Origin of the sequence: Pantoea sp. EEL5 (assembly GCF_049892805.1) — a bacterium.
Classification (GTDB): domain Bacteria; phylum Pseudomonadota; class Gammaproteobacteria; order Enterobacterales; family Enterobacteriaceae; genus Pantoea; species Pantoea ananatis.
Genome location: NZ_JBNDNJ010000001.1, coordinates 733,807 through 755,060, shown reverse-complemented (window position 1 = coordinate 755,060; position 21,254 = coordinate 733,807). Strand labels below are relative to the sequence as shown.

The following is a 21,254-nucleotide window of genomic DNA, read 5'->3' as shown; positions in this document are numbered from 1 at the left end:
CTGGCGCGCCTGGCTCTTGCTGTTATTATCGGCATGCTTAAGTGAAACTTGAGGCGGAATAATCAGAACAGCGTACTTAAATCCTGGCTATAGGCTTTAACGACTTTTTCGCCCATGCTCTTGAATTGCTGGATCATTCCTACCAGTTTTTGTGCGTATTTCGGATCGGTCGCATAACCCGCGGCCTGTAATGCCTGCGCGCCCTGCTCGGCACTTTGCGCATTGGCCACGGCCGCATAACGCGGATTATTCGAAATCAGTTTGACGTAGTCGTTTAACGCTTCGAAATAGGAGCCATAGACCCGGAATGTCGCGCGCACTTTTTTCGCTTCGCCATGCTCGTATTCGGTGGTCATGATATCGGTTGTTTCGCCCTTCCAGTTGCCGCTGGCTTTAATGCCGAAGACGTTGTAGCTCGGCTTGCCGTCACGGGTCAGGATTTGACGCTGCCCCCAGCCGGACTCCAGCGCGGCCTGCGCCAGAATCAGGTGGTGAGGAATACCGCTTTGCTGGCTGGCAGCCTGAGCAGGCTGCGTCAGTTGCGCAATAAAATCGCGGCTGTCGCTGGGCAGACCGGTCGGAGATGGCGCGGGCAGGCGCGGCATCGCTTTACGCACCATCTGCTCCAGCGGCGTTGCCCCTATGCTGCTCATGATAAAGCTGTTATCCAGCTTCATCGGAACGGTTCCGGCGGTTTCGTCCGGTGCTTTGGCGGGTTCCATCTGTTTAACGATAATATCCGCCAGGCCCAGGCCACGTTTACCAATATCCTGCGCAATCTGCTGATCGTACATTGACGTGAAAAGTTTGGTCTGTTCATTGCTGAGTATGCCGTCCTGCGGTAGCGCCTCGCGCATACTCTTCAGCATCATCTGAACAAACATCCCTTCGACCTGCTGTGCCACCTGTAGCGCTTTTCCTTTCGGATCAACAGTCACCTGGCGTTTAAGGTCATTCAGTGAGCGGCTGTCGAAAGCCGCATTCATCAGCGATTGCGCATCGTTCATCAGATAATTTCCAGTTTAGCGCGCAGGCAACCCGCGCTTTGCATTGACTGCAAAATAGACATCAGTTCGATAGGCGATGCACCCAGGGCATTGAGCGCGCGCACGACACTGTTCAGGTTGGCGCTGGAGTTAACCCGTTGGAGAGCGCCGCCGCTCTGACGCAGATCGATCTGCGTATTGGTGGTGGCCACGGTTTGTCCACCCGCCAGTGGCGTATTAGGCTGGCTCACGTTTTGCTGCTGATTGACCGTGACTGACAGGTTGCCCTGCGCGACGGCACAGGTATTCAGTTTCACTTCACGGTTCATGACGACAGAGCCGGTACGTGAGTTGATGATCACCTTGGCATCTTCTACAGGGACAGACACATCGATATTCTGTATCTCAGCCAGTAAGCGAACCTGTGCACCGTTATTCGGCGATACGCGGACCTGCACAGTGCGCGCATCCAGCGGCTGAGCAGAACCGTATCCGCCACGGGCGTTGATGGCATCCGCAATACGCTGCGCCATAGAGAAATCTTCGGTGTTGAGCTGCAGGTTGATGGTGTTCTGCGAGCCAAAGTTGCTCTGCAGCTCACGTTCAACCGTGGCACCATCGGTAATACGTCCCCCGTTAAGCTGGTTGACCTGCACGCTGCTGCCGCCTGCTGCGGCACCCGCGCCACCGACCAGGATGTTGCCCTGAGCCAGCGCATAGACCTGGTTATCGACACCTTTCATCGGCGTCATTAACAGCGTACCGCCGCGCAGACTTTTCGCATTACCCATGGACGAGACAACCACGTCCAGCGTCTGTCCCTGGCGGGCAAACGAAGGCAGTTTTGCCGTCACCATAACCGCCGCCACGTTTTTGAGCTGCATGTTGGTGCCAGGCGGGACGGTAATGCCCAGCTGAGACAGCATGTTACTCACGGTCTGCGTGGTAAAAGGCGTCTGGGTGGTCTGGTCACCGGTACCGTCAAGGCCAACCACCAGTCCGTAGCCCAGCAGTTGGTTATCACGCACGCCCTGGACGGTGGTTAAATCGCGAATCAGATCGGCACGGGCCATCAGGCTTACGCCTAACAGTAACCCCAGACCGACACGCCATAATGCTAACTTTTTCATTGCAACCTCTTAGAACGGCGAGATATTCAGGAAGAAGCGCTGCAACCAGCCCATATTCTGCGCTTCATTGATATAACCATTTCCGACGTACTCAATACGTGCATCGGCGACGGCCGTTGATAACACCGCGTTGCTGGCGCTGATGGTGCGTGGGTTAACCACGCCCGAGAAGCGAATAAACTCGGTGCCCTGGTTGATCTCAATCTGTTTTTCCCCGACCACGTGCAGGTTGCCATTCGACAGAACCTGATCCACCGTGACGGTGATGGTGCCGGTAAAGGTGTTATTGGCAGAAGCCCCGCCTTTACCTGCGAAATCATTTTTGCCACCCGCCGCAAAGTTGGCTTTCTCGCCCGATGCGCCGGCTAAACCGGCTAAACCGGTAGGAACGGCCGTGATGCCCAGACTGCCGCTGCCGTTACGGCTGGCATTCGAGGTTGAACTTTTGCTGGCGCTGACGTTTTCCTGCAAGGTGATGGTCAGCGTATCGCCGATATTACGTGGACGACGATCCTCAAACAGCGGCTGATAACCGTAGTTAAGCGGCGCGACGCCCTGAAAAATTGAACCGTTCACCACCGGTGGTGCAGATGGCAACGGCTGAGCCGTGGTCGCCCCTTGCACCAACGGCGTGCGCGGTACCAGTGCACAACCGTTAAGAGTGAGTAGCAAGCTTGCTACTAACCAATGTCCAGGCTTGAGAATATGTTGCATCGCCACGGAGTCACGACCTTATAAATGACTGTTCTTCAGGCCAGCCTGCGCCGGCCCTGTTCGTATTACAGCTGAGTTAACTTCGCCAGCATTTGATCGGAGGTGCTGATCGCTTTGCTGTTAATTTCATACGCGCGCTGCGTCTGGATCATGGTGACCAGCTCTTCCGCAACGTTAACGTTGGAGGTTTCGGCATAGCCCTGATACAGCAAACCTGCACCGTTCTGGCCCGGCGTACTGTCAGTCGGGGCACCGGATGCCTGGGTTTCTTTGTAGAGGTTTTCACCCACGCTATCGAGACCGGCATTGTTCATAAAGGTGCTCAGCGTTAACTGACCAACCTGGGCGGCCTGTGTCTGCCCCTGCTGGGTAACGCTCACCACACCATCGCGCGACACGGTAATGCTGGTGGCGTTAGCGGGAATCGTGATGCCAGGCTGAACCGGGAAACCGGAGTTGGTCACTAACTGACCATTCTGATCGACCTGAAACGAACCATCACGGGTGTAAGCAGACGTACCATCTGGCATCTGGATTTGGAAAAAACCCTGTCCGTTAATGGCGATATCTTTTGAGTTATTGGTCTGCGACAGGTTGCCCTGGGTATGCAGACGTTCGGTCGTCACCGGACGTACACCGGTACCAATTTGCAAACCTGACGGCAGCGTGGTTTGCTCAGATGACTGGGTACCCGGCTGACGCATCGTCTGGTACATCAGGTCTTCAAATACCGCACGTGAACGTTTAAAGCCATTGGTACTGACGTTTGCCAGGTTGTTGGCGATAACGTCCATGTTCATCTGCTGGGCATCAAGACCGGTTTTCGCGATCCATAAAGAACGAATCATGTATTTATCCTCGTGCCTTAGCTGCCGATGCTCAGCAACTGATTGGCTTTCTGTTCGTTTTCGTTGACGTTTGAAATGACTTTCATCTGCATCTCAAAACGTCGGGCATTGGCGATCATATCGACCATGGTCTCAACCGGTTTGACGTTACTGCCTTCCAGAACGCCGGGCATCACCTGCATGTTCGGATCGGCCTGCAGTGCGGCACCGCGAGTCGCCTGCGTTGCGGCGGTCGGACGGAACATGCCATCATCACCGCGCTGTAACTCTTTACCTGTTGCCTGAACCAGCTTCAGACGACCCAGTTGCACGGTGGCATTGGGTGAGTCGCCAGCGTTCAGTCCGGTAATCGAACCGTCAGCCGCAATCGTGATCTCTGAACCTTGTGGGATCACAATCGGGCCGCCCTCGCCCATGACGGGATTGCCCTGCACCGTCAGCGTGCCGTCCGAACGGATTTGCATGTTGCCGTTGCGGGTATAGGCTTCGCTGCCGTCTGCAGTACGCACTGCAAGCCAGCCATCCTGCTGCATCGCCACGTCCAGCGGACGTTCGGTGTAATCCATTGCACCCTGACTCATATCGGCACCCGGCGTGGATGCCGTTACCAGCGTACGCGTGGGCAGTGACCAGCCGTTAACCGGTACAGCACGCAACGCGTTCAACTGCGCCCGGAAACCGGGCGTTGAGGCGTTGGCGAGGTTGCTGGCGGTAACCGCCTGCTGATCCAGTGTCTGACTGGCCGCGCCCATCGCGGTATATATCGCGTGATCCATAGAGCAATCCCGTTAGCGAATTAACGTAAGTTGACCAGGGTGTTAAGGATCTGGTCCTGCGTTTTGATGGTCTGCGCGTTCGCCTGATAGTTGCGTTGCGCGACGATCATGTTGACCAGCTCTTTACTCATATCGACGTTCGAAGACTCCAGCGCACCTGCGGTCAGTGAACCAAATGTTCCGGTGTTCGCCAGGCCAACAGCGGCCTGTCCAGACGCATTCGTTTCTGCCCAGACGTTGTCGCCCTGAGATTTCAGACCTTCCGGGTTAGAGAAGCTGGCCAGTACGATCTGTCCCAGCAGCTGAGTGCGTTGGTTGGAGTAACTGCCGGTGATGGTACCGTCATTGTTGATGGCGTAGCTGGTCAGGTCGCCAGGCGCGTAGCCGTTTTGTGTGGCGTTACCAAACGTGGTGGCACCGGTGTTTTGCTGCAGGCTGCCCACAAAGTTCAAGGCGACGGTGGTACCGTTTGCGCCATTCACACCAGGAATGGTCACGGTAGCGGTGCTGGCCGTGGTTGAGCCCGCGACGACGTTGCCGGTCGCATCCAGTGAAGAAACGCCCGTCAGCTGACCGTTGGCATTGTAGCTCATCTGGTAATTACCCACGTTTGAGCCCGCAGTGGAGTCAATGCCGTGAATTTTCCAGGTGTTGTCTGCGGTTTTAACGAAGTACAGATCAAGCGAGTGCGAGTTACCCTGAGTGTCGTACATGGTGATGGTGTTTTTGGCACTGTACGTCGTTGGGTCAGTCGCCGAGAACTTGGTGTCATCCAGTGCTGCAGACGTGGAGTTCAGCTTCGCAACCTGATTCGCCGTGGTGGTGGCATTCGCCGGCATTTGCGTGGTAGGGATTTTAATCGCAACCGGGTTCGCACCGCTCTGGATTGTGGGTGGCACGCCTGACGCCGGATAGCCGGTCACATTCAGACCCTGGGTATTCACCAGGTTACGGTTCTGGTCCAGCGTAAACTGGCCGTTGCGGGAATAGGAAACCGCACCCGCCGAGTTGGTCAGACGGAAAAAACCGTTGCCGCTCAGCGCAACATCCAGCCCACGGCTGGTGGTGGTGGTAGAGCCATCGTTGAAGTTCTGGATAACGGCCGCAACTTTTGTACCCAAACCCACGTTAGAGCCGGCAAACATATCGGCAAACGCGATGGTACTGGATTTGAAGCCCGCTGTGGCGGAGTTAGCGATGTTGTTACCGATAACGTCCAGGTTACTTGAGGCAGCGCCGAGACCGCTGACCGCTTGTGAAAATGACATTTAAACCTCTCCTGTCTACAGGTGAATCAGAGAATCTGACGTACGTCGTCAAGGGTGGCGGAGCCCATGGTGCCGAGATCCAGTTTTGCGGTATTACCCGCCGTGCTTACGCCATTGACGTAGGCATAATTAAGTGGCTGAGCCACCTGTTGACCGCTGCTGTTACTGGCAGCAATCGCAACCTTGTATTTCCCGTCTGGCGCCACGCTGCCATCCGGTAATTTGCCGTCCCATGAGAACGTATGGACGCCGGCGCTCAGTGCGCCCAGATCCTGAGTGCTCACCACGTTGCCTTGCGCGTCGCTAATCGTCGCCGTGGCGGTAGTGGCCGCGTTGGTCAGCTCAACGCCGAATGGCGTCGTGGTGCCTTTACCGACCAGAATCTGAGAGCCATTCACCATCACGCCATGCCCAATCAGCGTGGAGCTCTGCAGAGACTGGCTGGTGCTGATCTGGCCGGAAATGGATCCCAGCGTGGTATTGAGTTTTTCAATGCCGCTCAGGGTGTTGATCTGTGCCAGCTGCGTTGTCAGCTGGCTGTTATCCATCGGATTGGTCGGATCCTGGTTTTGCAGCTGCGTGACCAGCATGGTCAGGAACTGGTTTTGCAGGTCCTGAGAGCTGTTCCCCGTTCCGGTACTGGATGAACTCAGTACCGTGGGGTCCAGCTTCTCGTTAACGCCTACCGAAATAGCCATTATTTTTCTCCGTTACTGACCCATCGTCAGCGTTTTCATCATCATCGACTTCACGGTATTCAGCACCTCGACGTTAGCCTGGTAGCTGCGTGACGCCGACATGGTGTTAACCGTTTCGGCTACCACGTCCACGTTAGGCATCTTCACGTACCCTTTGGCATCGGCCATGGGATTACCTGGGTCATACACCAGTTTTGCCGGGGTCGGATCGTCCACCACCTGCGCCACTTTCACGCCCCCCGTTGCGGCGCCAGCGGCGGCATCGGTCTGAAAAACGACCTGTTTTGCCACGTAAGGCTGTCCGTCCGGACCGGTTACGCTGTCGGCGTTTGCCAGGTTACTGGCGCTGACGTTTAATCGCTGTGATTGCGCGGTCATCGCTGAACCGGCAATGTCAAAAATATTAAGCAAGGCCATAATTATTGCCCTTGTAACACGCTCATCATGCCCTTGATCTGGCTACTGATAAGCGTGAGGTCGGTTTGATATTTCAGGCTGTTATCCGCGAACTGCGTACGTTCACGGTCCATATCCACGGTGTTACCGTCGGCTGATGGCTGATCCGGAATGCGATACAGCAAGTCCATTGACGGTGCCGAATTCGTCTGCGCTTCAATGTGGCGCGCCGACGTGACTTTAAGCGCCAGGCTACTGCCTTCAGCACGTCCATTCGCCATTGCCCGATTCAGCTCGCTGGCAAAGTCGATATCCCTGGCCTGATAGCCCGGGGTGTCGGCGTTGGCAATGTTTGATGCCAGAATCTCCTGACGTTGAGCTCGCAGGTTAAGGGCTTCGGTACCGAAATGTAGCGCCGCATCGAGTTTGTCGAGCATGCTTCCTCCGCAAATGAGAATTTCGAGCTGGCAGCTTAATCGGGAAAAAGCAAGAGTCATCGTCTGAATAACGCCTCAAATCGTCGCTATTTTTGCTCTTGAGTTTTTTTTTATGCGCGTACACTCGTTGGCATCATCAGTGAGGAAAAGCACATGCGTGGATATTCAGCCCTGTTAGCAAGCCTGCTGGCCCTGATTGCCCTACCCGTAATGGCAGGCGATTTCAGCGCCCAACTGAGCCAGTTTTTTAAGGCACGCGATCCCCAGCACGCGGCCGGAATGAATGTGGTGATTCGTACGCCGCAGGCCCAGTGGCCAGAATGTGAGGCCCCGCAGTTTACCCTGCCGGGCAACAGCCGGGCCTGGGGCAACATGAGCGTGGCGGCTAACTGTGGTGAGAACCGTCGTTATATTCAGGTCCAGGTTCAGGTAACCGGTGACTATCTGGTCGCAACAAAATTAATTGCCCGTGGCAGCACCGTCACCAAAGAGGATTTCCGTATTGAAAACGGACGTCTTGATAACCTGCCCCCGCGCACACTGTTCACCGATGAGTCCGTAGCGGATTCGGTGGTCCTGCGCGACATCCAGCCGGGACAACCCGTGAGTCAGTCCATGCTGCGCCAGCCGTGGCGCGTCAAAGCGGGTCAGGACGTGATGGTGGTGGCCAGCGGAGACGGATTTGACGCCAGCGGCGAAGGCAAAGCGTTAAACAACGGTACGATTTCACAGTGGGTTCGGGTGCGTATGGGAAATGGCCAGGTTGTGAGTGGCCGGGTGAGCGATGATGGGAAAATTCTTATAACACTATAAAACATTAAAGAAGCCTGTTTATCTGCCGATAGAAGAATCAGCTAAGCGATTACGCTATTATGATTCAGGTGGCAGACTCCCCTGACTTTACAGGAGCCCGAATATGAGCATCGACAGAACACAACCGACAAAGCCCGCGAGCACTGTGCAAACACGTGACAGCAGCGAGCAACAAACTACCCGCGTGCGTCAGAGCAGCACCACGACTGCTACAACGCCTGCGGCCGCTCAGGTCAGCCTGAGCAGCGCACAAGCACAGCTGATGCAGCCCGGCAGCCAGGACATTAACGTCCAGCGCGTAGAACAATTAAAAACCGCCATTCGCAATGGCGAGTTGAAGATGGATACCGGCAAAATCGCTGATGCGCTGATTGCCGACACTAAGGCGTATTTAGAGGGTAAATAATCCCCATGAGTAATTTGCTGACCACGTTAGATAAGATGCAGGAAGTGCTGGTGTCTCTGGCCATCGTTCTGGATGAAGAGCAACAGCAGCTGTCGTCTGGAATGATCAACAGCAACAACCTGCAGCGTATTACGGAAGACAAGAGCGCGCTGCTGAGTACGTTGAATTATTTAGACGAGATGCGTCGCAGCAACGAGAAAAGTCTGGGTACATCTGCACCTTATCGTGGTCAAAGTGACATGGCGCGCCGCTGGGAAGGTATTCAGCAGCATACGCGTCGGTTGCATAACGCAAATACGCACAATGGTATTCTGTTGCAGCATCAAATTACCTTTACCCATGACGCGTTAGACATTTTGAAGCCGCATCAGACGCAGGCGTTTTATGGTCCGGATGGTAAAGGACAGGGCCAGGCAACGTTAAGTCGTAAAGTCTGACCTGTTTTCCTCCCTCCCGGTATCGCGGGCTGCCTCAGCGAATCTGATGCAGCCGTGACCCGGGCAGGCGTAAAAAAGCCGTCATCTCGCTGAGAAGATGGCTTTTTTTGTGTCCGCTTGCTGGAATCTCTCCTCCTCTGCGCCCTGCCTAACCCTTCTTCTCTCTGCTTCGCGCCTGACGGAATGACGCAATGCACTCACGGGTACGCCAGGCGCATCCCGCGATATTCTCCGCAAGGCAGGCGATTCAGCCTGTTCGCCCAAAGGCCTAGGGTTGAACGTCTCAGTTATTGCTGTACGACGTTGTGCAGAGTGCCGACAGACGCGCGTTCACCAGACAGGTAAACCGCGCGCCTTAATCCTTTCCCGGCTTAAAATGCCTCCCAGTTTTCATGTCCACGTTCAGGCGGAATGATTGGCGCCACAGCCGCTTTCAGGGTCGCAGGGAGAGTGGCGTTCGCATGTTTCAAAGGCGGGCTTTCAAGTTTGAAAACCGAAACGGCCTGGGTCAGTTTGTCAGCCTGCTCTTCAAGCGAGGCGGCTGCAGCCGAGGCCTGCTCAACCAACGACGCGTTCTGCTGTGTCACATCATCCATCTCGGTAACGGCCAGGCTGACCTGCTGAATGCCCCGGCTCTGCTCATCGGAGGCCGCCGCGATCTCCGAAATGATGTCATTTACCCGACGGAAAGCTTCTACCGTTTCCATCATGGTGCTACCCGCATTGCTGACAAGCGTGGTGCCGCCGTTGATGAGCCCGACCGAAGCAGAAATGAGCCCTTCGATCTCTTTGGCCGCCTGCGCGCTTCGCTGCGCCAGACTGCGCACTTCGCTGGCAACCACGGCGAACCCGCGGCCCTGTTCTCCTGCCCGCGCGGCTTCCACCGCCGCATTTAGCGCAAGAATGTTAGTCTGGAAGGCAATGCTGTTGATGACGCTGGTGATCTCGGCAATCTTTTTCGAACTGCCGGAGATATCGTCCATGGTTTTCACCACGCGATTAACGATGTTCCCGCCCGTATGGGCTTTGTCAGAAGCGTCAGAGGCCAGCTGACAGGCATGGTGAGCATTGTCAGCGTTCTGTTTCACTGTTGCGGTCAGTTGCTCCATGCTTGCCGCTGTCTGTTCCAGTGACGCCGCCTGTTGTTCTGTTCTTGACGAGAGATCGGTATTTCCGGAAGAAATTTCTCCCGCGCTCTGAAGAATGGCAATGGCACCATCGCGCACGGTTCCAACCGTACTCGACAGCGAGGACTGCATCAGTTGAAGACGCGAGAGCAGCAGGCCTGGCTCGTTTCGGCCACAAACGTCAGGCGGTAGCGTCAAGTCACCATGTGCAATCAGGTCGATACGCGAGAGGGATTGCCTTAACGGAGTAATAATCACCTTTCTCAACAGAACAAAAGCCAGGAGTACGATCGTCACCGATGCCACAAAAGCCGCCAGCATCGTGATATAGCCCGTATTCACCTGATCCACCGCATCCTGTTTTATCGCCTGCGACCGCTGATTGCGCATATCAATCGCTTTCATCAACACATCTTTATAGGCTTTATCGAGTCTGTCGGCTTCCGTTTCATCGGCGATGATTTCTTCAAAGCTCCCCTGTTTCGCCGCGTCAATCATCGGCAGCAAACCTTTACGAAGATAATCACTGAAACGTGCCTGAAGCTGTGTATCAATATCCGCGCCTTCGGGCGATTTGACGGCGCGATGCAGATAAATGTTAAGCCCTTTCTCTGCCTTCTTCAGGCTGACATCTGTTGCAAGTAAATGCGCTTTATAGTTATCCGTGTCCGCAATGCGCGCGGCGGCACCCGCCTGAATAATTTGCAGCCGCGCCGAACGCATATGTGTCGAACTGTCGAGCAGCCCCTGGCGAACCGCAATCTCGTCAGTCGAATCATCCAGCGAGTGTTTGCCCTGAGCAAGAAACCAGGCCGAAAGGCCTATGCCAGAGACGAATAACAGTAAGATGCAGCCAAATACCAGGCTGAATAAAGGAACAAGCTTAAGGTTATGCCAGAGACTCAGCTTGACGTTGTCATTGGCTGTGATGTGCATTTTCGTCCTCTCCTTATGTGATGAACTGTTTATAGTCATCGGCAGGAAAAGGGCAGTTTTTACGATGAAATTGACCTCAGAATCAATTCCTTACAACATGTCATCATTCTCACGTGATGTTTTTAATAAAGCTAAATATCACGTCAACAGACCTGTTTTTTTAACAATTTTTTAGGAAAAAACATCTTACTGTCACAAAGACGTTCAACGTGAATATCAGGCTGAGCGCGATATTCACGCGGCAGCTTATGACGTTCACTGTCGCCTTGGGTTAAACAACAAAAAGGCCGCAACGTGCGCCGTTGCGGCCTTGCTTACAGGTGACGCGCCGAATGAGGTTCAGCGCAGGTTTATATTCAGACGGTTGTGCGCCGTGCGTAATCCCGCAGGCGAAAACCCATCAGCCCCAGAGCCAGGAAGTAGGCTCCCCCGCCTACCGCACAGACTAATGCGAGTCGCAGCAGGCGCCAGAGCATATTCCCTTGTTCCCAGACGGGCATCCAGTACAGCATGCCAAACAGCGCGGCTGCCATTATCGCGACGGCCACCAGTAAGCGCAGCAGAAAACCCAGCCAGCCCGGCTGCGGCTGGAAGATCTTCTTTTTGCGCAACTGCCAGTAAAGCAGTGCAGCATTGAGGCAGGCCCCCAGACCAATCGAGAGCGCGAGGCCAGCATGCTTAAGGGGGCCGATAAAGGCCAGGTTCATGAGCTGAGTCACGATCAGCGTGATAATGGCAATTTTGACCGGGGTTTTAATGTCCTGGCGCGAATAAAATCCCGGTGCCAGGACTTTCACGACAATCAGCCCCATCAGCCCGACCGAATAGGCAACAAGCGCGCGCTGGGTCATGGCGGCATCGAACGCGGTGAATTTGCCATACTGGAACAGCGCGACAGTCAGGGGACCGGATAACATTCCCAAGGCTACCGCGCTGGGTAACGCCAGCAAAAAGCACAAACGCAGGCCCCAGTCCATTAAGCGTGAATACTCATCGTGATTGCCGCTGGAGAAACTTTTCGCCAGCGACGGTAACAAGATGGTGCCCAGCGCCACGCCCAACACGCCGGAAGGAAACTCCATCAGACGATCGGCATAGTACATCCAGGAGACAGAGCCCGATACCAGGAAAGAGGCAAAAATGGTGTTGATAATCAGCGAGATTTGACTGACGGAGACGCCCAGGATGGCGGGCCCCATCTGACGCATGACGCGCCACACACCTGCATCACGCAGGTTAAGACGCGGCAGTACCAGCATGCCGAGTTTCTTGAGGTGCGGTAACTGATAGCCTAACTGCAGCAGTCCACCCACGACGACGGCCCACGCCAGCGCCATCACTGGCGGATGGAAATGCGGCGCCGCAAACAGGGCAAAACCAATCATGCTGACGTTCAGCAGCGTGGGCGCAAAAGCCGGTACGGAAAAGCGGTTCCAGGTGTTAAGTATTGCTCCGGCCAGGGAGGCAAGGGAGATCAACAGAATATAGGGAAAGGTGACGCGCAGCAGCGCGCTGGTCAGGGCGAATTTATCCGCCGTATCCGCGAATCCCGGCGCAGTGACCAGAATGACCCAGGGCGCGGCAACCATTCCCGCAACCGTCACAACAGCCAATGCCAGCGTCAGCAGCCCCGATACGTAGGCAACAAACAACCGCGTCGCCTCTTCTCCCTGCTTGCTCTTGTACTCGGCTAAAATAGGCACAAAAGCCTGCGAGAATGCGCCTTCCGCAAAAATGCGTCGCAGCAGATTCGGCAGTTTAAAGGCAACAAAGAAGGCATCGGTAGCCATACCGGCCCCGAATACGCGCGCCACAATGGCATCACGGGCGAAGCCCAGCACGCGGGAAAACAGCGTCATGGAACTGACCGCTGCCAGCGATTTCAACAAATTCATAATTGACGGGGCATCCTGAAAAAAATCGGCAAAATGCGTGGCTTAGCACGGGTTATGTCACATCTCGGCCGATAGTCTACTGCCATCGCGCGAAATGACCAGTGCTGAGTGTTACAAGGCGTTATTCCCGTTCGGCATCGCGCCACATTGATTCGACCACGCGTTGCGCCAGCAGGGCCTGCTCGCCACTGGTCTCCGGCTTTGTCTGATTTTCGACACACTGGATAAAATGCTCTGCGGCCCCGACGAATCCGCGCTGGGCCAGATGGCTCTGCCAGGAGGGAGAAGGCGTGATCACCACCCCCGCCCCTCGCTCCACTTGCCCGTCGCGCATGTCATGAATATCAATGCATTGGCCATCGCCTATGGCGCTGACGCGTTCGCGCTGGCTTCCTGCCCGACGATGCATGCTGGTCGTGACCTGCAACTGTCCGGCATTGAAATGGTGCTCCGCATACAGCATCTGTCCCTGCTCATTGGTCGAGATGTGCCCCTGACGCGGAAGCGAACGTCCCCCGGCCAGCCACAAGGCGGTGTCGACAACATGGAGATAATCATCCAGTAACGTGAAGCGCAGATCCTGTGGACCCACGCTGTCGCTGCGGTGTTTCTCAACACGCAGCGAAGCAACCGATGCCATCTCGTCCTTGAGCTGCTGATAGGCGGGCGCAAAACGGCGATTAAAGGCCACCATCAGTCGGCGCTGTTTCTTTTCGGCCAGCGTAACAAGCGCCTCGGCCTGACTCAGGGTTTCTGCCAGCGGCTTATCGACACAGACGTCTTTTCCCGCCTGCAGCAGTGCATGCACGACCTCGTAATGACTGGCCGTACTGGTATGAACAAACACGGCATCACAAGCGGCCGCCAGGGCATTCAGCGTGCTGAAACAGGGGATCCGGTAACGTTCGCACACGACCTGCGCGTTCGCCTGGTTCGGCGAAAATGCCCCCACTAACTGCCAGGCACGCGCCTGCGATAATACGGGCAGCCAGGCCTTTTGCGCGATGCCGCCTAAGCCGACCACACCAATACGAATCGTCATTTAGTGTTCTCTTTCCTGTAGCAGCGCCAGCTGCGCCTGTAAGTCTGCCACCTGCTGCTCCAGCGCGACGACGCGTTCCAGCAGGGCGACATCATGTGTGACTGCGTCAACCTGCGTCGGTGCGGGCGCTACCTCGCCGGCCAACAAGTGCATAAAACGGCTTTCACGCTTGCCGGGCTCACGGGCCAGCCGTACAACCATCGGGCCGTCATCGCGTGACGCCAGCCCTTCCAGGGTCTGTTCGACTTCAGCCACGTCGGCAAACTCGTGCAGGCGTCCGCTTCGCGTGCGCAGTTCACCCGGCGTCTGCGCGCCGCGCAGGAACAGAAGCGTCAGAACGGCCACTTCTGCACTGCTGAGCTGCAGATGTCCAAATGCCGAATTGCAGAAGCGCTGCTCATATTTAACGACCCGCTGGCCGAAGCCACTGTTCGCCGTCACCAGGTGTTTTTTAACCAGCTGGTCGAGCTCATTCTGGACATCGCTTTCGCTCAGTTCCATCACCGGCTCGCGGTTTGACTTCTGATTGCAGGCGTTAACCACCGCGTTCAACGAAAGCGGGTACTGTTCCGGCGTGGTCACCTGTTTTTCCAGCAGGCAACCTAACACGCGCAGAGCCTGTACCGACAAGGCTATCTTCATTTACCCCTCCTCGGGTTATCCACGACGGTTGGGCGTCCATTCTTTGCAGGTCAACGCCGTCAGGACATGATCCTGCCACTCGCCATTAATCATTAAATAATTTTTAGCATATCCCTCTTTTTCAAACCCGAGGCGCGCCAGCAGATCGCCACTACGCTGGTTGTGCGGCATATAGTTAGCCATGATGCGATGAATATACTGTTGCCGCTGCATATAACGAATCGCAGACTGCAGCGCCTCAAACATCATGCCCTGCCCCTGCCATTTTTCGCCGAGGGAATACCCAAGGTAACAGGCATGAAAGGCCCCGCGCAGGACATTGCTGAAGTTAGCCACGCCGCGTACCTCGGTTTCGTTGCTGTCCATCAACACAAAGTAGAAAGCCGATCCCTGTTTATGCATATCCGCAATCAGGCCGAGCCGCGCCTGCCAGCCAGAGGGATAACAATGGCTGTCATCGCGAACCGGTTCCCACGGCCTGAGAAAATCGCGATTTTCCGCATAGTAATCCGCTAACCGCCACGCATCGCGTTCGTGAACCAGTCTTACCACCAGCCGCTCGGTCGTGAGTCTCACCCTCAGCGCGGCAGAACGATAGCCAAACATCATCTCTCCTGAAATCCATGGCGGGAAGGAAATGCCAGTCTTTGATAACGTTCACTATAACCGTCGCCAGGTCTGCGGTAAAACGTTACGCGCGCATCACAGACGGGCTGACCGTTTATGCTCCTGTGCGCTGACAGTGAAACCGCTCTTAACTGTTTCACTGCAGTCTGCGCGACACAAAAGATGCGTCGCGTCCCCTGTCCTGCACGTGAACAATTGCCCTTGCTGGCATGGGCGGGTTAGCCGTCACTGATCACGATGTCTGACCTGCTGGACGGGGCCTGGCTGACCCGGTGATCGCCGGCGAAGGGCGGCCAGCCTGCAGCGAAAGGCACGTTCGGTTACCCTAACTCAGCCCATTCCTGATGACAGACTGCACGCATTAGGGCAGGCTATGCCCTGATCTACTTTTTCATTTAAACGAGGGAATTATGAAGAAGGCTTTTCACGGGCTGATTGCCCTGTTTTTCGCGGTATTGCTGAGCGGCTGTAATCAGTTAACCCAGTACACCATCAGCGAGCAGGAGGTCAATCAGGCGCTGCAAAAACACAATAATTTCGAAAAAGACGTTGGCGTCTCAGGGCTGGTGAATGCCCATATTGTCCTGAATAACCTGACCAGTCAGATTGGTCGCGAAGAGCCGGGTAAAGTAACGTTATCAGGTAATGCGAAAATCAACGTGTCTTCGCTGTTTGGTCCACAACAGGCCGATATGCAGCTGAAGATGCGTGCGCAACCGGTGTTCGACAAACAGCAGGGTGCGATTTATCTGCGCGATATGGAAATTGTGGATGCACAGGTTCAGCCAGACAAGATGGCGTCCATCATGAAAACGCTGACGCCCTACCTGAATCAATCGCTGAAAAGCTATTTTGACCAGCAGCCTGCCTATGTGCTGAGTGCCGATCGCAGTAAAGCCGAATCGCTGGCGAAGAAATTTGCTAAAGGGTTGGAAGTGAAGCCAGGCGAGCTGGTGATCCCGTTCACCGATTAGCGCGTTCCGACAAATTTATCGCCTGCCTGATCCGCGCCTTTCGGCGCGGATTGCTTATCAGATGCAAAAACAGGTGCAAACGGTTGCCTGAGTCCTTATGCTTATAACCCGGCCTAAACACGCCATTCGTTTATCCTTCATGCCGGAGCCGTATTAATGACCGCACAACCTCAGCAACTTACTATCCGCCGCCCAGATGACTGGCATATCCATCTTCGTGATGACGAGATGCTTAAAACGGTGCTGCCCTACACCAGCGCGGTGAACGGTCGGGCTATCGTGATGCCCAACCTGGTTCCGCCGGTGGTCAGCGTCGCGGCGGGCGAAGCCTATCGCGACCGCATTCTGGCCGCGTTGCCTGACGGTCATGACTTTACCCCGCTGATGACCTGCTACCTGACCGACTCGTTAGACGCCGAAGAACTGGCGCGCGGTTACCACTCCGGCTTGTTCACTGCGGCCAAGCTCTATCCTGCCCATGCGACAACCAACTCCAGCCACGGCGTGACCAACATTGCGTCAATCGCGTCGGTGCTGGAGCGGATGCAAACGCTGGGCATGCCGCTGTTAGTGCATGGCGAGGTGACTGATTCACATATTGATATCTTTGACCGTGAAGCCCGCTTTATTGAAACGGTGATGGAACCGCTGCGTAAGCAATTCCCTGCGCTGAAAGTCGTGATGGAGCATATTACGACCAAAGATGCCGCAGACTATGTGGAAAGCGCCAATGAAAACCTGGCCGCTACCCTTACCCCCCAGCACCTGATGTTTAACCGTAACCATATGCTGGTGGGCGGAATTCGTCCGCACCTTTACTGTCTGCCCATTCTGAAGCGCAATACGCATCAGCAGGCGTTGCGCAAGGTGGTGGCCAGCGGTCATCCACGTTTCTTCCTGGGTACCGACACCGCCCCTCACCTGAGCCATCTGAAAGAGAGCAGCTGCGGCTGTGCCGGCGTATTTAATGCTCCTACCTCCCTGCCCGCTTATGCCACGGTGTTTGAGGAGATCGGTGCGCTGGCGCATTTTGAAGCGTTCTGTTCCGAGAACGGTCCCCGCTTCTATGGTCTGCCGCTGAACGAAGGCACCATCACGCTGGTGCGTGAGCCCTGGACAGTCGCAGAAACAATTGAAATGGGCTCACATCAGCTGGTGCCTTTCCTGGCCGGTGAAACGCTGAACTGGCGTGTAAAATAATTTCACTTGCCTCCGGCATATTTATACTGTAGTTATATACAGTATCTTATACGGAGGCTTTTATGCGTGTTGAAATTACCGTTGCCAAGACCCAACCTCTACCCGCTGGTGCGATAGAAGCCCTGAGCCAGGAACTGTCGCGCCGTATCGATGAACAATTCCCGCAATTCACCAATCACGTCAAAGTGCGTTACGCCACGGCTAACCAGCTAAGCGTGATGGGCGGAGATAAAGAGACGCGTGAACAAATCAGCGAAATCCTGCAACAAACGTGGGAAAGCGCTGACGACTGGTTCATTACCGATTAACCGCCACTGTGCTGTTTTTTGCCGGGTTTCGCCACCCGGTTTTTTTATCTTCATTTAAAGTCTGCCTAACCCCTCTCCCCATCTGGACTCTGAATGATCAATGTCCTATGCTGGCGCTGATCATGCATAAAAGGAGTTGCATCCCATGACTACAGATAAACCCGAAGAAGCGATGACCTTTGGCGAGTTGTTAACGCTGATTGGTGAACAGCAGCGTCGTTTAACGGTGCTGGAAAATGCGTTCTCCAGCCTGATTTTCTGTCTTGATGACCGGGCAAGTCAGTTACTGGTGCATAATCTTTCTCTTGAAGCCCAGAATCAAAACCATGATGAGCAACTGCAGCAGCAGTTTGCGCGCCTGGCCGAAACGTTACAGAAGCGCAGTGGGACAACCGGCGCGGAGACCGCCCTAATCTGACGTGCGGTTAACGCCAGTGATGAACAACTTTTACTGTTTAAATAGGACGATTACCTACCTGTCATTCTGGTATTATATCTTCTCAGCTTTACCGTTTTAGAGACAAACATTCTGCTTTCAGGCGTTCCGTGATACGTTTTAATCAGTAAATCGCTATATTGCTGTTATAATTGTTTCGCAGTGGAAATAAAAAAGCCGCATTGAACCTCATCATGCACTTCGTTTAACGAGTAATAAGGAGGTTATAATGGACAGTCGCAAAGATGTAATTCAGACCCATCCACTGGTGGGCTGGGATATCAGTACTGTTGACAGCTATGATGCGATGATGATCCGCCTGCACTCCCTTTCGTCGCAAGATCAAACAGAAGAAGACGCAGACGTTGGCCCGACTTACTGGCTGACGACTGATGTAGCAAAGCAGTTCATCTCCATTCTTGAAGCCGGTATCGCCAAGATTGAATCTGCCGAGCAAGTAGAACGACTACTAAAGAAGCATTAATACTGCTGCATCAGCAAGGCACCCTTCAGGGTGCCTTTTTTATTGGGCTTTCTGGTATGCTGTTGATTATGTAACCCTTTCAGGAGTTCCATTTTCATGATTTACGATCTTATTGTGGTCGGGAGCGGCTCAGTCGGCGCAGCAGCAGGCTATTACGCCACGCAGGCCGGCCTCTCCGTACTGATGATTGACAGCGCCCATCCGCCTCATACTCAGGGCACCCACCACGGCGAAAGCCGCCTGATTCGTCATGCTTACGGAGAAGGCGAGCGCTATGTGCCGCTGGTATTGCGTGCGCAGACGTTATGGGATGCGCTTGAGCAGCAGGCTGGCGAGCGCATTATGCACCGGTGCGGCGTCCTGAATATCGCCCCTGCTCACTCCGTGTTTATTCAAAACGTCATCAACAGCGCAAAAGCCTGGCAGCTTCCCGTCGAGATATTACAGGCCGCGGAGGTCAGAAAACGCTGGCCGCAGTTTAACGTCCCCGATGAGTACCTGGGCGTATTTGAGCCACAGTCCGGTTTTTTAAAAAGTGAACAGGCGGTGCGGAGCTGGATTCAGCTGGCGGAAAAACAGGGCTGCGCGCAGCTGTTTAACTGCCCCGTCACGCAAATCAGTCGTGAAGGCGATTTACAGCAGGTCACCACGATTGACGGCATTTACCGTGGGCGAAAAATGCTGGTGAGCGCCGGGACATGGGTCAGCAAACTGGTGCCGAATTTGCCAGTGGCACCAACGCGTAAGGTCTTTGCCTGGTATCAGGCTGATGGTCGTTACAGTGAAAACAATGCCTTTCCCGGATTCACCTGCGAAATGGCCGATGGCAGCCAGTATTATGGTTTCCCTGCCGATAACAACGCCCTGAAGTTAGGCCGCCATGATGGGGGCCAGTTGATGACCCAACCCGAAGATCGTAAACCCTTCGGTAGCCTGGCCGCCGATGGCAGCGAAACATTCCGCTTTTTGCGCCAGTTTTTACCCGGCGTTGGCGTGTGTTTGCACGGGGAAGCCTGTAGTTATGATGTCAGCCCCGATGAAGACTTTATTATCGATACCGTGCCGGGCGATCCTGACCGTCTGGTGATAACGGGCTTAAGCGGACACGGTTTCAAATTTGCCAGCGTTTTAGGCGAGCTTGCCAGTCAGTTTGCTCAGAATCAGCCTTTCAGTTTTGATCTCACACCGTTCAGGCTGTCACGCTTTCAGTAAATAGGGTGCGGCGGCCCGGTTTTACGCGGCGCCGCACTGACATATATTTACACTCCGGTTTTATCTGACGCCCTTCCTGCTGTTATATCCACGCAAACAGGCCCGTTTATCCACTTTTCCACGTCTCAGCGCCCGCGTAAAAAAGCCTTGTTCAATAATATTGTGCTTACGCGCACCGCTACGCGAGCCGATTTCATTAGTACAGGAGATATTTATAGAAAAGTAAGCATTATTGCTTTTGTGTTTCATTCTGTAGATTCTTATTTCTACATATTCTTAAGATACCGCTGCAAAAATGTTGCTAAGAAATTCACCCGGTCGTTATGGATGGCTCTCCATTTTCCTACACTGGTCAATGGCATTGGTTATCTATGCCATGTTCGCCCTGGGATTATGGATGGTTGGGCTGAGCTATTACGATACCTGGTATCACAATGCGCCAGAGATTCATAAGAGCATCGGGGTCATTCTGATGCTGGCCCTGATTATTCGCCTGATATGGCGCGTGGTTTCGCCGCCGCCTAAACCCCTGAGCAGTTATTCCCCTCTTGTGCGCATCACGGCTGTCGTGGCGCACGGATTACTCTATGGCCTGCTGATCGCCATCCTCTTCAGTGGCTATTTAATCTCTACCGCCGACGGCAAACCGGTTTCGGTGTTTGGCTGGTTCTCTCTGCCTGCTGTACTGACCGGCGCGGGCGAACAGGCAGATTTAGCGGGAGATATTCATTTATGGCTGGCCTGGAGCATCGTGATCCTGTCGGTGTTACATGGCCTGGCCGCACTAAAGCACCACTTTATCGATCGCGATATCACCCTGAAAAGGATGCTGGGTCTGGGCATCCGTTCACCCTCTGAAAAGGAAAAATAATATGTTCAAAAAAACGCTTCTGGCCATCACAGGTGCCGGCCTGCTGCTGGGTTCCCTGACCGCCAGTGCCGCTGATTACAAAATTGATAAAGAGGGCCAGCACGCCTTTGTACAGTTTCGTATCAAGCACTTAGGCTACAGCTGGCTGTACGGCACCTTTAAAGATTTCGACGGTTCGTTCAGCTTCGATGCCAGTAATCCTTCAGCCGATAAAGTGGATGTGACCATCAACACCAACAGCGTGGACACCAACCATGCCGAGCGTGACAAGCATATTCGCGGTCCTGAATTCCTGAATGTGGCCAAACATCCCACTGCGACCTTTAAATCAACCTCGGTGAAGAAAGACGGCGATAAACTGGCCGTTACAGGAGATTTAACGCTGAATGGCGTGACCAAACCTGTGACGCTGGAAGCCAAAATGATGGGTGAAGGTAAGGATCCGTGGGGCGGCTATCGTGCCGGTTTTGAAGCGGAAGGCGAGATTGCGCTGAAAGACTTTAATATTACTCAGGATCTTGGGCCAGCCTCTCAGAACGTTGAGTTAATCATCTCAGTAGAAGGCGTACGTCAGTAATCTTAAGCCGCCTG

Annotated in this window: 25 protein-coding genes; 11 read left to right on the top strand and 14 right to left on the bottom strand. The window is 54.5% G+C overall.

Going from position 1 to position 21,254, the window contains the following annotated elements; genetic code table 11:
• Positions 1-62 precede the first annotated feature (62 nt).
• From flgJ to flgB, 9 genes are all read right to left on the bottom strand, one after another.
• Entirely contained in the window at positions 63-1,007 is a 945-nt protein-coding gene (gene flgJ, locus ACPXSQ_RS03675) for a flagellar assembly peptidoglycan hydrolase FlgJ (RefSeq protein WP_013025355.1), read from the bottom strand.
• Positions 1,007-2,116 (bottom strand): flagellar basal body P-ring protein FlgI, encoded by a 1,110-nt coding sequence (locus ACPXSQ_RS03670; RefSeq protein ID WP_014593421.1) that lies wholly within the window; start codon positions 2,114-2,116, stop codon positions 1,007-1,009. The genes flgJ and ACPXSQ_RS03670 overlap by 1 nt, the downstream gene beginning before the upstream one ends.
• 9 nt (positions 2,117-2,125) lie before the next feature.
• Complete coding sequence (locus tag ACPXSQ_RS03665; RefSeq protein ID WP_014593420.1) at positions 2,126-2,830, bottom strand: flagellar basal body L-ring protein FlgH; 705 nt, start codon at positions 2,828-2,830, stop codon at positions 2,126-2,128.
• 65 nt (positions 2,831-2,895) lie between these two features.
• Positions 2,896-3,678 (bottom strand): flagellar basal-body rod protein FlgG, encoded by a 783-nt coding sequence (flgG, locus tag ACPXSQ_RS03660; RefSeq protein WP_013025352.1) that lies wholly within the window; start codon positions 3,676-3,678, stop codon positions 2,896-2,898.
• A gap of 17 nt (positions 3,679-3,695) precedes the next feature.
• Entirely contained in the window at positions 3,696-4,454 is a 759-nt protein-coding gene (locus tag ACPXSQ_RS03655; protein ID WP_014593419.1) for a flagellar basal body rod protein FlgF, read from the bottom strand.
• Positions 4,455-4,474: 20 nt separating this feature from the next.
• Complete coding sequence (gene flgE, locus ACPXSQ_RS03650) at positions 4,475-5,722, bottom strand: flagellar hook protein FlgE (protein ID WP_013025350.1); 1,248 nt, start codon at positions 5,720-5,722, stop codon at positions 4,475-4,477.
• Between the two features lie 26 nt (positions 5,723-5,748).
• Positions 5,749-6,420 (bottom strand): flagellar hook assembly protein FlgD, encoded by a 672-nt coding sequence (flgD, locus tag ACPXSQ_RS03645; protein ID WP_013025349.1) that lies wholly within the window; start codon positions 6,418-6,420, stop codon positions 5,749-5,751.
• A 12-nt stretch (positions 6,421-6,432) separates the two neighbouring features.
• Positions 6,433-6,837 (bottom strand): flagellar basal body rod protein FlgC, encoded by a 405-nt coding sequence (gene flgC / locus ACPXSQ_RS03640; protein ID WP_013025348.1) that lies wholly within the window; start codon positions 6,835-6,837, stop codon positions 6,433-6,435.
• A 2-nt stretch (positions 6,838-6,839) separates the two neighbouring features.
• Positions 6,840-7,253, bottom strand: a complete 414-nt coding sequence (flgB, locus tag ACPXSQ_RS03635; protein WP_015700561.1) for a flagellar basal body rod protein FlgB — start codon at positions 7,251-7,253, stop codon at positions 6,840-6,842.
• A gap of 153 nt (positions 7,254-7,406) precedes the next feature.
• Between flgB and flgA the strand changes: the two genes are divergently transcribed.
• The 3 genes from flgA to ACPXSQ_RS03620 all read left to right on the top strand — a co-directional run bounded on the left by flgA (position 7,407) and on the right by ACPXSQ_RS03620 (position 8,909).
• Positions 7,407-8,066 (top strand): flagellar basal body P-ring formation chaperone FlgA, encoded by a 660-nt coding sequence (flgA, locus tag ACPXSQ_RS03630; RefSeq protein WP_014593417.1) that lies wholly within the window; start codon positions 7,407-7,409, stop codon positions 8,064-8,066.
• 103 nt (positions 8,067-8,169) lie between these two features.
• Positions 8,170-8,472 (top strand): flagellar biosynthesis anti-sigma factor FlgM, encoded by a 303-nt coding sequence (gene flgM, locus ACPXSQ_RS03625; RefSeq protein ID WP_013025345.1) that lies wholly within the window; start codon positions 8,170-8,172, stop codon positions 8,470-8,472.
• Positions 8,473-8,477: 5 nt separating this feature from the next.
• Complete coding sequence (locus ACPXSQ_RS03620; RefSeq protein WP_013025344.1) at positions 8,478-8,909, top strand: flagella synthesis protein FlgN; 432 nt, start codon at positions 8,478-8,480, stop codon at positions 8,907-8,909.
• 371 nt (positions 8,910-9,280) lie between these two features.
• Here ACPXSQ_RS03620 and ACPXSQ_RS03615 read toward each other — a convergent pair whose 3' ends face one another.
• The 5 genes from ACPXSQ_RS03615 to rimJ form a co-directional block, all read right to left on the bottom strand.
• Positions 9,281-10,972: a methyl-accepting chemotaxis protein gene (locus ACPXSQ_RS03615; protein WP_300963919.1), complete on the bottom strand. Its 1,692-nt coding sequence runs from the start codon at positions 10,970-10,972 to the stop codon at positions 9,281-9,283.
• A gap of 356 nt (positions 10,973-11,328) precedes the next feature.
• On the bottom strand, positions 11,329-12,867 hold the full coding sequence (gene murJ / locus ACPXSQ_RS03610) for a murein biosynthesis integral membrane protein MurJ (RefSeq protein ID WP_029568634.1): 1,539 nt from the start codon (positions 12,865-12,867) through the stop codon (positions 11,329-11,331).
• A 121-nt stretch (positions 12,868-12,988) separates the two neighbouring features.
• Complete coding sequence (locus tag ACPXSQ_RS03605; protein ID WP_105079226.1) at positions 12,989-13,909, bottom strand: Gfo/Idh/MocA family protein; 921 nt, start codon at positions 13,907-13,909, stop codon at positions 12,989-12,991.
• Complete coding sequence (locus tag ACPXSQ_RS03600) at positions 13,910-14,551, bottom strand: DUF480 domain-containing protein (RefSeq protein ID WP_014593412.1); 642 nt, start codon at positions 14,549-14,551, stop codon at positions 13,910-13,912.
• 15 nt (positions 14,552-14,566) lie between these two features.
• A complete protein-coding gene (gene rimJ / locus ACPXSQ_RS03595; protein WP_014606141.1) occupies positions 14,567-15,157 on the bottom strand; it encodes a ribosomal protein S5-alanine N-acetyltransferase in 591 nt (196 codons plus the stop codon).
• Positions 15,158-15,588: 431 nt separating this feature from the next.
• On the opposite strand from rimJ, the gene ACPXSQ_RS03590 reads away from it, so the two are divergent.
• The 8 genes from ACPXSQ_RS03590 (at position 15,589) to ACPXSQ_RS03555 (ending at position 21,240) form a co-directional block, all read left to right on the top strand.
• A complete protein-coding gene (locus ACPXSQ_RS03590) occupies positions 15,589-16,152 on the top strand; it encodes a lipoprotein (RefSeq protein WP_014593411.1) in 564 nt (187 codons plus the stop codon).
• A gap of 156 nt (positions 16,153-16,308) precedes the next feature.
• Complete coding sequence (gene pyrC, locus ACPXSQ_RS03585) at positions 16,309-17,352, top strand: dihydroorotase (RefSeq protein WP_013025337.1); 1,044 nt, start codon at positions 16,309-16,311, stop codon at positions 17,350-17,352.
• Between the two features lie 62 nt (positions 17,353-17,414).
• A complete protein-coding gene (dinI, locus tag ACPXSQ_RS03580) occupies positions 17,415-17,660 on the top strand; it encodes a DNA damage-inducible protein I (protein ID WP_013025336.1) in 246 nt (81 codons plus the stop codon).
• A 145-nt stretch (positions 17,661-17,805) separates the two neighbouring features.
• Complete coding sequence (locus ACPXSQ_RS03575) at positions 17,806-18,078, top strand: hypothetical protein (protein ID WP_014606143.1); 273 nt, start codon at positions 17,806-17,808, stop codon at positions 18,076-18,078.
• Positions 18,079-18,325: 247 nt separating this feature from the next.
• The gene (gene bssS, locus ACPXSQ_RS03570) at positions 18,326-18,580 is read left to right on the top strand and encodes a biofilm formation regulator BssS (protein ID WP_013025334.1); all 255 of its coding nucleotides are present in this window, start codon (positions 18,326-18,328) and stop codon (positions 18,578-18,580) included.
• 96 nt (positions 18,581-18,676) lie between these two features.
• Positions 18,677-19,792, top strand: coding sequence for an N-methyl-L-tryptophan oxidase (gene solA, locus ACPXSQ_RS03565; RefSeq protein ID WP_014593410.1), 1,116 nt, complete (start codon positions 18,677-18,679; stop codon positions 19,790-19,792).
• Positions 19,793-20,087: 295 nt separating this feature from the next.
• Positions 20,088-20,663, top strand: coding sequence for a cytochrome b (locus ACPXSQ_RS03560; protein ID WP_014593409.1), 576 nt, complete (start codon positions 20,088-20,090; stop codon positions 20,661-20,663).
• A 1-nt stretch (position 20,664) separates the two neighbouring features.
• Entirely contained in the window at positions 20,665-21,240 is a 576-nt protein-coding gene (locus tag ACPXSQ_RS03555; RefSeq protein WP_013025331.1) for a YceI family protein, read from the top strand.
• The last annotated feature ends 14 nt before the right edge of the window (positions 21,241-21,254 follow it).